Here is a 12,985-nt window from a genome sequence, read left to right as displayed (position 1 = left end):
GCCGCTTTATTTCGCCAGATAAAGCTGGAGCACATCATCTGCGATCAGGCTGAACGCCTCATCCAGCTCGCTCGCCTCCGGCACATCGAGATACTTGTCCGGTGAACTTGCACACGCGCTCAACACGCCGTCGGACCGTTCATCCTTAAGCTCCAGACGGACGGCATAGACAATGATGCCTGCCCGTTTCGCATTGGTGCAGGCTTCGACGGTGCGCTCGTCCATCTCGGTCCAGATTTCATCCTGCGAAGGCCGCTCAGCGACATTGAGCCGTCCATTTGCCGCATAGCCATAGGCCGAATAATCGCTCCCGCGCATGTCGCCGCGTGCGGAGATATGATTGTTGCCGTCGCTCAGCACGACCAGAACCTTGTCGACACCGCGATCATCATAAGGCGCGCCGCCGGTAAACGGGCGCTCGGGTGACAGCGTGCGCCAGCCCCAGGCAACACCCTCGGTCAAATTCGTGCTGCCTTCTGCGTGGAGCTGGTCGATCTCGCTCTTGATCAGCGACGCATTGCGCGTCAGCGGGACGATCGGGCGGGTCGAGCAGTTGAAACCCGGGCCGATGGGTGTGGTTACGTCCGAATAGAACCGGTAGGTCCGCTTCAGGTCGACATTGCCCCGGCCTCCGCGGCGGCCGCGCCTTTCATCATCGTCATCATCGTCGTCATTGCCGTAGCCGCGATCATCGTCGTCATCATCATCGTCGCCCCAGGCCCTGCCGCGCCCGGTAGACGCCTTGATGATCGCCACGCCATATTTCGTGACGTCAGAGATGACGTTCATCGCGTTCCAGGACAGCAGGCCATCATCGAGATAGTCATTGGCATACCGGCGCCGGTCATCGGGCTCATCTGGATAGAAGCTCGGCGCGAAAAGCGTTTCAGGCTTGCGCCGCTCGGGCAGCGTATCGTCCACATCCAGCGGATATTCGCGCGCCTCGACACAGCCCGGCCAGGCCTCGCCCAGCGCTTCGTAAAGCGCGGTCCGGCTTGTGCGCGGCAGAAGATTGGTGGCGCTGACATCGGAGCGGCCATCCTGGTCAATCCAGTCCTCGTTCCAGTTCTCCGGCCCGACATTCACCCAGGTCGTGAACGGCACCAGCGCAAAGCGCCGGTTCGCTGTCTTGCTCGTGCCGGCGTCGATCTTGTCGACCAGCAGCTTGGCCGCCGCGCGCAACTGAACGATCTTGTCGCCTGCCATCGAGCCGGTCGTGTCGAGCGCCAGAGCGATCTCGAATTGCCGCTCGCTATAGCGAACCTGCGATATGCGCGAGACATTGAGCGTGCCGATCCCGATCAGGCCCAGCAGCGTGGTCTGGATCTCGCCATCCACCGTTGCGGTGATGTCATCGCCGTTTTGAACGATGTCGAAATCTTCAAGCGTAAAACCCCGCTCGACCATCTGCTGATCGAAGATCTGCCGCGCATCGAGTTTAAGCTCCTCGATGCTGCGTTCCCCCATCCCGTGCGCGACATGAAGAAGGGCCGCATCAAGGGCGGCTTGCGTCTCGACCGACGCGGTCCGGTGACGCGTCATATCCATCGCGCCCCCGGCAATCGCCAGAAGCGGGATGAGACAGATCGCAAATATCATCGCGGTATTGCCGCGCTGGTCGTGCCAGAAGCTCATAAGGCGCCCTCCAGACGTCCTTATCTGCCCGGTCGGTCAAAATCGCGTTCTACTAATGTGTAAAATTTCATCTGAATGCGGAAATTACCGCACGGAAACGGGCTTTTACCGGGCTCGGCCCCAGACGCGCAGAGGATCAAAAGCGCCTTGCTGGGCAGCATGTTCCAGTTCTTCCAGCTGCCGGTTGACCGGGCCTTCGACATGGCCTGCCTCACCGAGATAGATCGCTTCATCCAGCCGGCAGATCCGGCTGTACAGCGCCTCGGCATTCTCGACGAGATCGAGGAAACTGTCCGGCAGCCCGCTGCCACGCTGCGCCGCCGCTTCCAGAGCCGGGCCATCCCGGCTGATCCTGTATTTTGGCGACAGGGCATCATCACGCGACATGTCGCCATCGCGAACCGCCCGCTGCATGACCAGCCAGCTTGCCGCCTGCATCAGGCGCGCGGTCAGCTCCATGCTCCAGGCCGCATAGGTCAGACCCGCTTCGCGCGGCAGCCTGCGTGACATGTCGCGGCCGGGGCCATCGAGATAGGTCGCGGTGCGCTCAACCAGCGCCATGCCTTCGGCAAACACCTTGTCGAACACCCGGCTGCCGGCAAAGTCCGGTTGCGCATCAATGTCGGTCTGTTGACTGGAAATGGCAGCCATTCTTACCCCTCAGCGTCATCATCCGGCAGGCCGGCGTCTCTTCGAACCTAGGTCTCCACCCCTTTAAGGGGTCTTAAGATCGGGCTTCTCATTCAGCTCTTGAAGATGTCATCGGCTGCCGATTTGTGCGCCTGCTTCTTCTCGATTTCCGCTTCACACGCCGCGATATCGGCCTTCAGCACCTCGATCCGCTCTTTCAGCTCATCGACTGACAATCTTTCAAGGTCCAGCTTTGGGTTACTGGCCTGTTCTTCTTCAAACATTGATCGGGCCTCCATGCGCGCTTACGTCTTCCCCCCTCAAGGCAAGGACAGACACGTCCTGAAATCAAGCGGAAATCCGCCGCGCACCGCAAAGCACCAGAGACGGGATGATGATATGACCGACCAGATGAAGGCCATCGTGGCCAAAGAAGGCGAAGCCCTCAAACTCGCTGATGTGGACCGCCCGGAGATTGGCGCGCATGACGTTCTGGTGAAAGTTGCCGCGGCCGGGCTTAACCGCGCAGACCTTGTCCAGCGCGCTGGCAAATATCCCCCGCCGCCCGGCGCGTCGCAGATCATGGGCCTTGAATGTGCTGGCACGATCGTCGCGGTTGGCGAGAAGGTCACCCGCTGGAAAGAAGGCGACCGGGCCTGCGCCCTGCTCGCAGGCGGCGGCTATGCGGAGTTTTGCGCCGTCGATGAAGGCTCGCTCCTGCCTGTGCCGGAAAACCTGTCCCTGACAGAGGCAGCCGCCCTGCCCGAAGCGATGATGACCGTCTACGCCAACGTCTTCATGCGCTCGGCCTTTAAGGAAGGCGAAAGCGTCCTTGTCCATGGCGGCACATCCGGTATCGGGTCGATGGCCATCCAGATGCTGAAGGAAGCTGGCGCCGCCAAGATCTGGACGACCGCCGGATCGGACGAAAAGTGCGCCGCCGCAAAGGCGCTCGGCGCAACACACACGATCAATTACAAGACCGAGGACTTCGAGACAGTCGTCAAGGAAGGCGGCGGCGCGGATGTCATCCTCGACATGGTTGGCGGCGAGTATGTCCAGAAAAACATTTCGGCGGCGCGCGTGAACGGGCGCATCTGCAACATCGCCTATCTTAATGGCTCAAAGGTCGAGCTCGACCTCATCTATCTCATGGTCAAACGCCTGATCCTGACGGGCACGACGTTGCGGGCCCGTTCTGCCGAAGAGAAGGCTGAGATCCGCGCCGCCATCGAGGAACGGTTCTGGCCCAAGGTCGCCAGTGGCGAGATCAAGCCGGTCATTGAGAAGGTCTACCCCATCGCCGAAGCTGAAGCCGCGCAGGCGGCAATGGAAAAAGGGGGCCACATCGGCAAATTATTGCTCGAAGTCGGCTGAGGCCCTGCATTAGGCGGCAAACTCTTGCTCCACCGGCTAAAAATTAAAATTTGAAAATTCCTTTCTCAGACTGGTGCGGAAGGCTTCAATACACGTCATAAGTGTGCGATAGTGTAGATCTTCGCTGGGCCAAGACATTCACCTCCCTGACGCGACCGGAGCCTTTCATGGGACAGAGAATGCAAAACTTCGGGGATGACCCGACTGACCTCGAAACCGATTTCAGGCAGCGGGCCGAACGCATGCCAAGGCTTGCCTGGGTCGCAGACGCTGACGGGGCTATCTACTGGTACAATAAGCGCTGGTTCGACTATACCGGCACCACGCTGGACGAGGTGCATGGCTGGGGCTGGCAAAGCGTTCATCACCCCGATCACGTTGATCGCGTTGTCGACCGGATCAACAAGGCATTCGCCGCCGGCAACCCCTGGGAAGACCTGTTTCCGCTCCGCGCCAAGGATGGCCGCTATAGCTGGTTCCTGTCAGAGGCTCAGCCTGTCCGCGATGAGACAGGAACCATCCGCTTCTGGTTCGGCACCAATATGGATGTCACAGATCAGATCGATGAGATTATCGATTCTGATTGGGACTGGTCTTCACCCACGCTTCCCACGAAGATAGAAATCAAGCCGGGCGCAACTCTGGAAACTGAATTGGCGAATTCGGTGTCGTCTTCTCAACAATCTCCCCTGCGCTCGACGCGGCGGACCCGAATTCTCGTCGTTGAAGATGAGCCGATGACGGCGCTCGATCTGGAGATGCGTCTTTCCGATGCAGGCTATGATGTCATCGGCCCGGCCATGACAATTGCCAGCGCCGAACGTGAGCTTCAGCATGGCCTTCCCGATATCGCGCTGCTCGATACCAATTTAGGCGGAACGAAATCATATGATCTGGCTGAGAAGCTGGTGGATCAGGGCGTGCCGGTCGTTTTCTGCACCGGCTATGAAGAGCTCGAAGACCTGCCAGACCGTCTGAGCAAATGTCCCGTGGTCTCAAAACCGTTTCGCGACTCTGTTCTCATGGCGTCCATTACGGCCGCCAGCAGAAGAGTTGAGGCCTGAGGCGCCGTTTTCGACCGTTAATTTCCCTCTGCCCCCCCGGAATACGATGCGCCCCCTAGGTGGAGCCGCCCAATGAACACTCAGCTGCAAACCGTTCAGACCCTGGACCGTGATGCCGGACAGACCGCGCCAGGCCTTGGATTGCGCCGCTGATGCCGCCCCTCGCCTCATCCCCGGACGCCAGCCATCTCCAGCTTGCAGACAGGATAAGGCGCGAGCGCACTGAAAACTGCCCGCTTATTGTGGCCCTGACCGGATCGGTCGCATGTGGAAAAACGACCCTCGCCGCCCAATTGCTCGATGAGCTTTCCGGAACGCTGACCGTTGAAACGATCTCGACGGACGGGTTTCTCTATCCGAATGCCGTTCTGGAAGAGCGCAGCCTGATGATGCGCAAGGGTTTCCCGGAGAGCTATCACAGTGCCGCGATGGCCGCTGCGATCGCGCGGATCAGGCTTTTGCCGACAGAGTTTCCCGCCCACAGCCACGAAACCTATGACATCGACCCGGCCCTGTCGCGGACTGTCGGCCCGCCCGACATCCTGGTTCTGGAAGGGCTCGGCTTTACCCCGCCGTCTTCGGGTGATCGTTGCTCCGGAGAGCCCGACCTGTTCGTCTACCTGGATGCCAGGACAGAACATATCGAAACCTGGTTCCTCGACCGCTTCATGCGCTTCTGGCATGCCGCTGCAGATGACCCGGCCTCTTTCTACCGGCGCTTTCGCGGCATGAGCGAAACCGAAGCCCGGGAGTTCGCGCGCACCGAAGTCTGGCAGAAGATCAACCTCCCCAACCTCGAAAACCACATCCTTCCCCTCCGCGACCATGCCGACATCGTCGTGATGAAAGATGAGGGTCACAGGCTGAGCTTGTGAGAAGCAGATGCCGCAGTCACGGCATCCACCCCTTCTTTGCGTTCTTAGACTCCAGTCAATTCCAACTGGTTATCATCATTTTTCCTTTTCCATCCCTCCATACACCGGATAAAATTTATAGCACTGAAGTCTCGTGGTATATTGTTTTCGCGGTCTTCAATTACTTTGAAGAGCCGTCCGATGATTTCGCTTCCCTCGGGCTGGGCAGCCGGGGACGTAAGAAAAAGTGTGCGTATAGCCAAGTCTGCCGGCCCGGGGAGCTTGGTTTGGCTTTTCTCCCAACGAGCTAACGTTTGGGGCTCAACTCCCAACTTCTTAGCCAAGTCGTCTTGAGTTAACTCCATATGATTCCTCAGGAATCTAATTTCCTTTGGCTGAAGCTCTCGCGCTTCGGTAGCCACGGAAATACCAATACCTTTCCATAGCTCCTCAACATTCCTGACGCGGACGTATTCTTCTTCATCAATGCATTCCAGCTCATAGCCGTCGTAGAGGAAAACATTGTCCAATCCGCATTGTACGTAGTGGTAAGGCTCCCTTTCGGCTGGTTTGCCGAAAGAATAGTGCCTGTTCACGTCCTCCATTATAAATCTTCCCATTCCGCTGTAATGACGAGAATTCGTTGGTCCCGAATAAGCACCGAGACAACTCCGACTTCCCGACTCCCGTTTACTTTACGTGTCATTTTACACTTCCATTCGCCCGGCTCTGAACCGGAACGAATATCACCGTCGATGAATCCCTTTCTCAGGACATCGAAGATCATTTTGTCTGTGATACCGCGCTCATCCTGCCTCTCCGCCGCATGCTGCGTCTTAATCAGCACGTTAAATGAGTCTTGAGCGAGCTCTCTAATACGAGACTCGATCCTATCCACTCTAGGCAGAAACTGGGTAACGCGTTTCAAATCATCAGCCATTCCTCCTATCATCATGATATGCCGCTCCTGTCAATATGATAGGTGAAGCATTAATGCGGTATGAACGTCTAGGTGAATCACCTGTTCCGGGCTTATTTGCCGCAACAAACTTCGGATCGCGCCCGACACCACAAAGCCGACCTTTCCAGCCCGCCCGCTTCGTACAATACTAGCGATTTTTAGGGACTTTCCGCTCTTGAGCCTGACCGCGAAGCGCGACCCGCGGCCATCCCCCCCCTTACATAGTCCTAAGCCGTCGCCAGCACCTTTGGCCGTGGAATCGCGTCCGCCAGCCTGTCATTCTCGGCGATGCGGTCATCCCAACCTGTTTGCTCCAGCTCTCTGGCGTACTGCCTTGCGAGCTTCGGTATTGTCAGCGCCTGAAGCGGCGATGCGCCCTCGAGGGTGAAACGCTCGCGGCTGACGATCATTCCATTACGGGAAGCGACCGGTCCATCGACACCGAGCGCCTTTGCGACCGTCGGCAGCGGCCGGTGATCGATAAAATCGAGAGAACTCATCGCCTGCTCGAAATGCGCGTCCCGCGCCAGACCGGGCAGCCCCTTTGGGAGCAGTCCACGCGTGGTCAACTCATCCAGAATGCGATCGCAGAGGATGACCATGACGTCCCGTGTCGGATGATTGATCGTGTAAAGCGCCCGCGCGCTGCTGGTCTCCAGAACATCGCTCATTGGAATATCGATGCCGTCTTTGCGCTCGCGGCGCTTGAGTTCGGCCATGGACCCGGCCGCATAGGTGCGCACGTCTTCTGCGTCGAAGGCACCGGGGTCCAGAAGGGCCGCCTCACAGGCTTTGGGGCCGAACCCTGCGCGCACAAGCGCCCAGGTCGACAGGCACCCAGTCCCGCGCTTTTGCGGACTCCAGAGAAGCTGCAAGTTTGGATGGTAACCGGTAAAGTGAATGCTGGGGATCACCAGCGAGGACGCCGACAGCGTCTGAAGCGCCGGGGTCGACGGCCTGTTCGGCTTTTCTATGACCGGCTGGCAGATCATCAGCTCAGCCTCGGCCGCCGCCTTAAGGGAGGCCTCCTCATCGGCCGGGGTCATCTTGTAGACTTCCTCGACATGGACGGGCGTAAAGCCGTGCGCCTTGAGAACCGGCGTCAAAAGGTCGTGAAGCGCCAGCAACTGGCAGTTTCCATAAAAGAATATCTTTCGCATCAAAGCTCCGCTCGGCGCTGAAATCTCCTAACGGAGATGATGGGATGGGGTCGGCGCATCGTAAACAGGTTTTTCTCACTACAAAGCCTGACTTTTCAAAAGAAGTGAGGCGGCCTATACTGGGGGCTGTTAGGAATTTTTCCCGTTCTGGAACCTGACCGCCCGGCCCGAAAGGCCGGGCGGCTGCGTTTCTGGGACCAGCATGATGGAGCCCGCAATGGCCGATATTCTGATGCCGAAGGCAACCGCCGTCTGGCTGATCGACAACACCACGCTTTCGTTTGAGCAGGTCGCCGAGTTCTGCGGTCTCCACAAGCTTGAGGTAAAGGGCATTGCCGACGGCGACGTGGCCGAAAACATGCGCGGCGTCGATCCGATCTCTGGCGGTGAGCTCACACGTGACGAAATCCTCAAGGGTGAGAAGGATGCCGAGTATCGCCTCAGAAAGGCCGAATCCAAGATCGCGCACATCCCGCAGCCAAAGCGCAAGGGCGCCCGCTACACGCCTGTCGCTCGCCGCCAGGACAAGCCGGACGCGATCGCCTGGTTCATCCGCAACCACCCTGAAGTCTCAGATGCGCAGATCTCCAAACTGATCGGCACGACCAAGGCGACGATCACCAATGTGCGCGACAAGAGCCACTGGAACTCGCAGAACATCAAGCCGGTCGACCCTGTGACCCTCGGCCTCTGTTCGCAGATCGAGCTTGATGAGGTCGTCAACAAGGCGGTCGACAAGCGCCGGAAGATGGACGCCCAAGCTGGCAAGCAGGAAGATGGCCCCGGCCTCAAACCTGCCGCCGACACCGATGCGGCAAGTGAAGCTGTCGATCCAGACTCCCGCGACGGCGCAGAGCCGAACGCCGACGACATTTTCTCGAACTTCAAAGGCTAGATCAGCTTTTCACGAACTGGAAAAGGCGCTGTGGTTTGGCCATGGCGCCTTTTCTTGTCTGGAGACACCGCCCAGACACCGTGGGTGCACCATCACTGCACCGTCCAAACACGCGGAAACTCAGTCGTCTTTCCCGCGCGCCTTTTTAACGGCATCTGCCATGGAATGACGCGCGCTTCCCGGCCGGAGTGGTTTGGGCTGGCTCTCATCGGGGGCCCAGCCTGACAACCAGACAACGTTGAACGTCGCCCTCAATCGGCCATCGGGGTCAGCAAAGCGCTCGGCATATATCTCTGCCATCCGCGCCAGGATACGCCGTGACAACGGGCGTCTCGGGCTTTTCTCACTGACGGCAAAAGCGGCCTGTTCCCCCATCCCCTTGAGGTCCCGCATCAGCGCAAACGGGTCGTCATAGCGCACGGTGACATGCTCGACATCGACGACCGGCAAGGCAAATCCGGCCCGCTGCATCAGCCCGGCCATGTCCTGAAGCCCCGGAAGCGGCGAGATACGCGGGGCCGCGCCGCCCGTGATCTCGGATTCTGCTTCGAGGAAAGCCGTGCGCAATTCGCTGAGCGTTCCAGCGCCAAACAGGCAGCCGAGAAACAATCCGTCCGGCTTTAGCGCGTGGCGAATCTGGATCAGCACGCCCGGCAGGTCATTGACCCAGTGAAGCGAAAGCACTGATGTAACAAGGTCATAGGCGGCGCGCTCAACGTCCACATCTTCCTCATCAATCGCACGCACATCAAGGCCATCCCGCGCCGCAGCGTCCCGGAAAATCGGGGAAGACTCACCGGCTTCCACCGCGCCGGTCTGTGGATGGCCCGCCAGCATCCGCGCCAGCGTCCCGTCATGCGCACCAAGGTCCAGCACGCGGTCAAATTGCCGGCTGACATCCTCCAGCCGTTCGATCAGGTGACTCGACTCCCGCTCTTTCAGGAAGGCATAGTCGCCATAATGGGCCGCCGCGCGGTCCCGGTTGCGGCGATGCAGACGGCGATCAAAGAGCTTGGGGGGAGCAGGTGCCATGGGGCTGGATATGCACCTTGCGCAGCGAAGGGCAAAGGGCGGACTGCGCGCAGCGGCGCATTTCGTCTGGCCGTCGCGCTCGCTTGTGTCGGGCCGTCATCATGGCGGCGACGGCCTCATCGCCCCTGAAGACTTCGCCCAGCTGACCTTTCTTGGCGCCAGTGGCTGCAGGCAATGTGCCCTGCCGGTAGAGACCGATCTTGGCGAGGCGAGCCTTTGCGGCCAGTGCGCCGCCAAACCGCCAAGATGGGACGCTGCCCGCGCGGCGCTCGCCTATGATGATGTCTCTCGAAAACTTGTGCTGGACCTCAAACACGCCGGGCGCCGCGATGGTCTTGGCACATTCGCAAGCTGGATGAACCTGGCCGCGCACGATGTACTGAACGACGCCGACCTCATCGTTCCGGTACCGCTCCACTACAGGCGGCTCGTGCATCGCGGTTTCAACCAGTCCGGCTGGCTGGCGCAGGGTCTGTCTCGCCGCTCTGGCGTGCCAACCCGGGTCGACACGCTGGTGCGCAGAAAGCCGACCCCAACCCAGGGCGGTCTCTCGGCACGCGAGCGCTGGCGCAATGTGCGCGCCGCATTTGCTGTGCGCCCAGAACGACGCGCGGAGGTAGATGGCGCACGGATCATTCTGGTCGATGATGTTTTCACGACGGGCGCGACGCTCTCTGCCTGCAGTCTTGCCCTGAAGCGGGCAGGCGCGGCCCATATCGCGGTCGTGGTGCTCGCACGCGTTGTCAGGCCGTCTGACGTGACCATATAAGGCTTGATCCTATTCATTCTGACGAGGACCCGCCCATGTCTGCTGTAACAATCTATACGCGTGCCTTCTGTCCTTTCTGTACGCGCGCAGTGTCGCTGCTGAAGCAGAAGAATGCCGACTTCACTGAAATCGACGCTGGCATGGACCCTGACAAGAAAGCCGAGATGGTGCAGCGCTCGAATGGCGGGCGGACCTTTCCGCAAATCTTCATTGGCGAAGAGCATATTGGCGGCTGCGACGAAATGATGGCGCTGGAACGCTCCGGAAAGCTCGACGACAAGCTGGCCGCGGCCTGAGCACGCACGGCCAAGGCAGATGATCCGATACGCGCTTGAATGCAGGGATTGCGACACCGGCTTTGAAGGCTGGTTTGCGTCCTCTGACGCGTTCGAAACGCAATCGGGCAGTGGCCAGATCGACTGCCCGCAATGCGCCGGACACGATATCCGCAAGCAGATGATGGCGCCGTCTGTCCGCCCCAGCGAGAAGTCAGGCGCCAAGGACCCTGAAAAGGTTTTCGGCAAACTCGCGGCTCAGGCCCGCCAGCACATCTCAGAAAATTACGACTATGTCGGCGATGGCTTCGCAGAAGAGGCCCGCTCCATGTATTATGGCGAGCGCGACCACCGGCCTATATGGGGTGAAACAACCTCAGAAGAGCGCGACAGCCTCAAAGAAGAAGGCGTGCCAGCTGCGCCCCTGCCCCCCGCTTTCGTGCCGCCAAAGAAGTCCGACAAGACCAAGCTGAACTAGGCGCGGACCGCTTGCGCTGCACCTGCGACCGCCTGGATGCTTGACCGACGGTGCAGCAGCGATAAAACGCATGAACCAAGACCCATGAACGGAGTTGATCAATGGCGTCCAGTGAATACACCCGCGGCGAAATGAAAATCGAATCGCAATCGAAAATGTATTCCGGCTTCATGAAGGCCAGTGCCTGGGGCGCGCTCGCCCTGCTCATCTCCGTTGGCTATATGGTCTTCACCCTGTCGGTTGGCATGAACTGGCTCGTTGCCCTCATTCTCTGTGCAGGCGCGGGTATCGCAATCGGCGTTGGCGCAGGCTTTGGCGGTGCCTGGATCGCAACGGTGATCGGGCTCGCCGGCCTCGCTCTGATCATCCAGCTGCTGGTGGCCCTTTTCTCTCTCGCGATGTAGCCCAGCGCTCGCGCTCGACACTTCGGGCCCACGCCCTCACATCCTCGACATATAGGTCAGGCACTTCCATCGCGGCGAAGTGCCCACCCTTTTCCACGTCCGACCAGTAAGCAACATTATAGATGCGCTCGCACCAGCTGCGCGGCGGTGTCATGAAGATGTCCTCGCCCGGATAGTTGGCAATGCCTGTGGGCACATCGACCTTCTGATCGGATTTCAGTTGCGCCCCGCCCTCAAGGAACAGGGCGGCATAATACCAGACCGACGTCGCGATCGCGTCGTTCACCAGATAGATCATCACATTGGTGAGGAGCTGGTCGCGTGTATAGACGCTGAGGAGATCGCCTTCGCCAAGGTCACTCCAGCCGTGAAACTTCTCCAGAATCCACGCCGCCGTCCCCATCGGGCTGTCCATCAGCGCCATGGCGAGCGTCTGCGGCTTGGTCGCCTGCTCCATGAGGTAGGCGCCCTCAGCCTGCATCTTGGACTGTGAGTTAGCCGCCCAGGCTTTCTCCTCGTCGGTTTTAGGCGTGCTGTCGGCCGGCCGGTGACCGATCATGTTGAGGTGGATTGCCTTGCAGCCCCCGGTCTTTCCATTTGCGTGATTGAGACCAAGCAGCGACGTCACGAGCCCGCCCCAGTCGCCGCCCTGCGCCAGATAGGTGTCATATTCGAGACGCTCTCGCATGAGCGTGTCCCACATGCGCGCCGTCGCCTGCTGGCCCGTTGGCATCGCAGGTTTGCCGGAAAACGCGTAGCCCGGCAGCGAAGGAATAACGAGATCGAAGGCGTCTTCAGACTTCCCGCCATGCTTGCTTGGCCAGGCGAGCGGGCCGATAGCCTGATAGAATTCATAGACCGAACCCGGCCAGCCATGGGTAAGCAGCAGAGGCCGCTTGCCACCTGCCTCGCCGACGACATGCAGGAAGTGAATGTCGAGCCCGTCTATCTCTGTCGTAAATTGCGGCCAGGCATTCAGCTCTTTCTCAGCTTTGCGCCAGTCATATGTCTCCAGCCAGTAGGCCTGAATATCTTTGAGAAATGGGGTCGAGATCCCAAACGCCCAGTCGCCGCCTGCCGCCGGGGCCGGAAACCAGCGAAAGGCTTCCACCCGCTGGCGGATACGCGACAGCGTCTCGTCGCTGATGTCGACCGTGAAGGGTTTGATGGCGCTCATGACCGATATCCTGTTCGTTTAGATCAGACAGGATGAAGCGCCGTGCGCACCGCAGGGTCAAGGCTCACATGGGGTCAGGTCACACGAGGTGTGACTAGCTTTCAAAGCCAGCCTGGGCATTATCGAAATGATTGGTTGTCTCAACGCCAAGGGCACTGATCCCGGCGATGAGGAGAATGGTCATCAGGCCGATCAGCAGGCCGTATTCAACGGAGCTGGCACCGATCATATCGGTTTTCAGGCGCTTCAGAAAAGTGGCGACCATGCCGTCCTC

The 12,985-nt window shown here is 59.5% G+C and carries 17 protein-coding genes; 8 read left to right on the top strand and 9 right to left on the bottom strand.

The features are described from left to right. Nucleotides 1-6: 6 nt before the first annotated feature. The 3 genes from F550_RS18655 to F550_RS17785 form a co-directional block, all read right to left on the bottom strand. Nucleotides 7-1,635: a pilus assembly protein gene (locus tag F550_RS18655; protein ID WP_018148934.1), complete on the bottom strand. Its 1,629-nt coding sequence runs from the start codon at nucleotides 1,633-1,635 to the stop codon at nucleotides 7-9. A 105-nt stretch (nucleotides 1,636-1,740) separates the two neighbouring features. After that, the gene (locus tag F550_RS0112640) at nucleotides 1,741-2,286 is read right to left on the bottom strand and encodes a DUF1465 family protein (protein ID WP_018148933.1); all 546 of its coding nucleotides are present in this window, start codon (nucleotides 2,284-2,286) and stop codon (nucleotides 1,741-1,743) included. A 92-nt stretch (nucleotides 2,287-2,378) separates the two neighbouring features. After that, the gene (locus F550_RS17785) at nucleotides 2,379-2,549 is read right to left on the bottom strand and encodes a DUF1192 domain-containing protein (protein WP_083911045.1); all 171 of its coding nucleotides are present in this window, start codon (nucleotides 2,547-2,549) and stop codon (nucleotides 2,379-2,381) included. Nucleotides 2,550-2,664: 115 nt separating this feature from the next. Here F550_RS17785 and F550_RS0112630 point away from each other — a divergent pair, with 115 nt between their 5' ends. The 3 genes from F550_RS0112630 (at nucleotide 2,665) to F550_RS17775 (ending at nucleotide 5,581) form a co-directional block, all read left to right on the top strand. After that, nucleotides 2,665-3,642, top strand: coding sequence for an NAD(P)H-quinone oxidoreductase (locus F550_RS0112630; RefSeq protein ID WP_026180759.1), 978 nt, complete (start codon nucleotides 2,665-2,667; stop codon nucleotides 3,640-3,642). 167 nt (nucleotides 3,643-3,809) lie between these two features. Beyond that, nucleotides 3,810-4,706 carry a PAS domain-containing protein gene (locus tag F550_RS18650; RefSeq protein WP_083910988.1) on the top strand — a complete coding sequence of 299 codons (897 nt, stop codon included), beginning with the start codon at nucleotides 3,810-3,812 and terminating at the stop codon, nucleotides 4,704-4,706. Between the two features lie 152 nt (nucleotides 4,707-4,858). After that, nucleotides 4,859-5,581, top strand: coding sequence for a type I pantothenate kinase (locus F550_RS17775; RefSeq protein ID WP_083910987.1), 723 nt, complete (start codon nucleotides 4,859-4,861; stop codon nucleotides 5,579-5,581). A gap of 44 nt (nucleotides 5,582-5,625) precedes the next feature. On the opposite strand, the gene F550_RS18645 is transcribed toward F550_RS17775, so the two are convergent. The 3 genes from F550_RS18645 to F550_RS0112605 form a co-directional block, all read right to left on the bottom strand. After that, nucleotides 5,626-6,165, bottom strand: coding sequence for a helix-turn-helix domain-containing protein (locus F550_RS18645; RefSeq protein WP_018148928.1), 540 nt, complete (start codon nucleotides 6,163-6,165; stop codon nucleotides 5,626-5,628). Then, a complete protein-coding gene (locus tag F550_RS0112610; RefSeq protein ID WP_156807933.1) occupies nucleotides 6,165-6,500 on the bottom strand; it encodes a DUF4258 domain-containing protein in 336 nt (111 codons plus the stop codon). The genes F550_RS18645 and F550_RS0112610 overlap by 1 nt, the downstream gene beginning before the upstream one ends. Before the next feature lie 248 nt (nucleotides 6,501-6,748). Further along, on the bottom strand, nucleotides 6,749-7,681 hold the full coding sequence (locus F550_RS0112605; protein ID WP_018148926.1) for a WcbI family polysaccharide biosynthesis putative acetyltransferase: 933 nt from the start codon (nucleotides 7,679-7,681) through the stop codon (nucleotides 6,749-6,751). Between the two features lie 217 nt (nucleotides 7,682-7,898). Here F550_RS0112605 and F550_RS0112600 point away from each other — a divergent pair, with 217 nt between their 5' ends. Further along, nucleotides 7,899-8,576, top strand: a complete 678-nt coding sequence (locus F550_RS0112600; RefSeq protein ID WP_018148925.1) for a DUF1013 domain-containing protein — start codon at nucleotides 7,899-7,901, stop codon at nucleotides 8,574-8,576. A 120-nt stretch (nucleotides 8,577-8,696) separates the two neighbouring features. On the opposite strand, the gene F550_RS0112595 is transcribed toward F550_RS0112600, so the two are convergent. Further along, on the bottom strand, nucleotides 8,697-9,608 hold the full coding sequence (locus F550_RS0112595; RefSeq protein ID WP_018148924.1) for a methyltransferase domain-containing protein: 912 nt from the start codon (nucleotides 9,606-9,608) through the stop codon (nucleotides 8,697-8,699). On the opposite strand from F550_RS0112595, the gene F550_RS0112590 reads away from it, so the two are divergent. From F550_RS0112590 to F550_RS0112575, 4 genes are all read left to right on the top strand, one after another. Next, nucleotides 9,607-10,377: a ComF family protein gene (locus tag F550_RS0112590; protein WP_018148923.1), complete on the top strand. Its 771-nt coding sequence runs from the start codon at nucleotides 9,607-9,609 to the stop codon at nucleotides 10,375-10,377. The genes F550_RS0112595 and F550_RS0112590 overlap by 2 nt on opposite strands. Before the next feature lie 35 nt (nucleotides 10,378-10,412). Next, a complete protein-coding gene (gene grxC, locus F550_RS0112585) occupies nucleotides 10,413-10,673 on the top strand; it encodes a glutaredoxin 3 (protein ID WP_018148922.1) in 261 nt (86 codons plus the stop codon). 19 nt (nucleotides 10,674-10,692) lie between these two features. Continuing rightward, nucleotides 10,693-11,130 (top strand): DUF1178 family protein, encoded by a 438-nt coding sequence (locus F550_RS0112580; RefSeq protein WP_018148921.1) that lies wholly within the window; start codon nucleotides 10,693-10,695, stop codon nucleotides 11,128-11,130. Between the two features lie 101 nt (nucleotides 11,131-11,231). Continuing rightward, a complete protein-coding gene (locus tag F550_RS0112575; RefSeq protein ID WP_018148920.1) occupies nucleotides 11,232-11,534 on the top strand; it encodes an aa3-type cytochrome c oxidase subunit IV in 303 nt (100 codons plus the stop codon). Here F550_RS0112575 and F550_RS0112570 read toward each other — a convergent pair. Both F550_RS0112570 and F550_RS19215 read right to left on the bottom strand, forming a co-directional pair. Beyond that, a complete protein-coding gene (locus F550_RS0112570) occupies nucleotides 11,494-12,711 on the bottom strand; it encodes an epoxide hydrolase family protein (protein WP_018148919.1) in 1,218 nt (405 codons plus the stop codon). The genes F550_RS0112575 and F550_RS0112570 overlap by 41 nt on opposite strands. Before the next feature lie 94 nt (nucleotides 12,712-12,805). Further along, a complete protein-coding gene (locus F550_RS19215; protein ID WP_018148918.1) occupies nucleotides 12,806-12,976 on the bottom strand; it encodes a Flp family type IVb pilin in 171 nt (56 codons plus the stop codon). Nucleotides 12,977-12,985 lie beyond the last annotated feature (9 nt).

Source organism: Henriciella marina DSM 19595 (assembly GCF_000376805.1).
Lineage (GTDB): Bacteria > Pseudomonadota > Alphaproteobacteria > Caulobacterales > Hyphomonadaceae > Henriciella > Henriciella marina.
The sequence above is the reverse complement of the archived record's forward strand: the minus strand, read 5'-3'. Positions and strand labels throughout refer to the sequence as shown.

Coding starts and splice junctions, on each gene's coding strand:
- F550_RS18655 (WP_018148934.1), bottom strand. CDS start 1,635: ATGAGCTTCTGGCACGACCAGCGCGGCAATACCGCGATGATATTTGCG.
- F550_RS0112640 (WP_018148933.1), bottom strand. CDS start 2,286: ATGGCTGCCATTTCCAGTCAACAGACCGACATTGATGCGCAACCGGAC.
- F550_RS17785 (WP_083911045.1), bottom strand. CDS start 2,549: ATGTTTGAAGAAGAACAGGCCAGTAACCCAAAGCTGGACCTTGAAAGA.
- F550_RS0112630 (WP_026180759.1), top strand. CDS start 2,665: ATGACCGACCAGATGAAGGCCATCGTGGCCAAAGAAGGCGAAGCCCTC.
- F550_RS18650 (WP_083910988.1), top strand. CDS start 3,810: ATGGGACAGAGAATGCAAAACTTCGGGGATGACCCGACTGACCTCGAA.
- F550_RS17775 (WP_083910987.1), top strand. CDS start 4,859: ATGCCGCCCCTCGCCTCATCCCCGGACGCCAGCCATCTCCAGCTTGCA.
- F550_RS18645 (WP_018148928.1), bottom strand. CDS start 6,165: ATGGAGGACGTGAACAGGCACTATTCTTTCGGCAAACCAGCCGAAAGG.
- F550_RS0112610 (WP_156807933.1), bottom strand. CDS start 6,500: ATGGCTGATGATTTGAAACGCGTTACCCAGTTTCTGCCTAGAGTGGAT.
- F550_RS0112605 (WP_018148926.1), bottom strand. CDS start 7,681: ATGCGAAAGATATTCTTTTATGGAAACTGCCAGTTGCTGGCGCTTCAC.
- F550_RS0112600 (WP_018148925.1), top strand. CDS start 7,899: ATGGCCGATATTCTGATGCCGAAGGCAACCGCCGTCTGGCTGATCGAC.
- F550_RS0112590 (WP_018148923.1), top strand. CDS start 9,607: ATGGGGCTGGATATGCACCTTGCGCAGCGAAGGGCAAAGGGCGGACTG.
- F550_RS0112595 (WP_018148924.1), bottom strand. CDS start 9,608: ATGGCACCTGCTCCCCCCAAGCTCTTTGATCGCCGTCTGCATCGCCGC.
- grxC (WP_018148922.1), top strand. CDS start 10,413: ATGTCTGCTGTAACAATCTATACGCGTGCCTTCTGTCCTTTCTGTACG.
- F550_RS0112580 (WP_018148921.1), top strand. CDS start 10,693: ATGATCCGATACGCGCTTGAATGCAGGGATTGCGACACCGGCTTTGAA.
- F550_RS0112575 (WP_018148920.1), top strand. CDS start 11,232: ATGGCGTCCAGTGAATACACCCGCGGCGAAATGAAAATCGAATCGCAA.
- F550_RS0112570 (WP_018148919.1), bottom strand. CDS start 12,711: ATGAGCGCCATCAAACCCTTCACGGTCGACATCAGCGACGAGACGCTG.
- F550_RS19215 (WP_018148918.1), bottom strand. CDS start 12,976: ATGGTCGCCACTTTTCTGAAGCGCCTGAAAACCGATATGATCGGTGCC.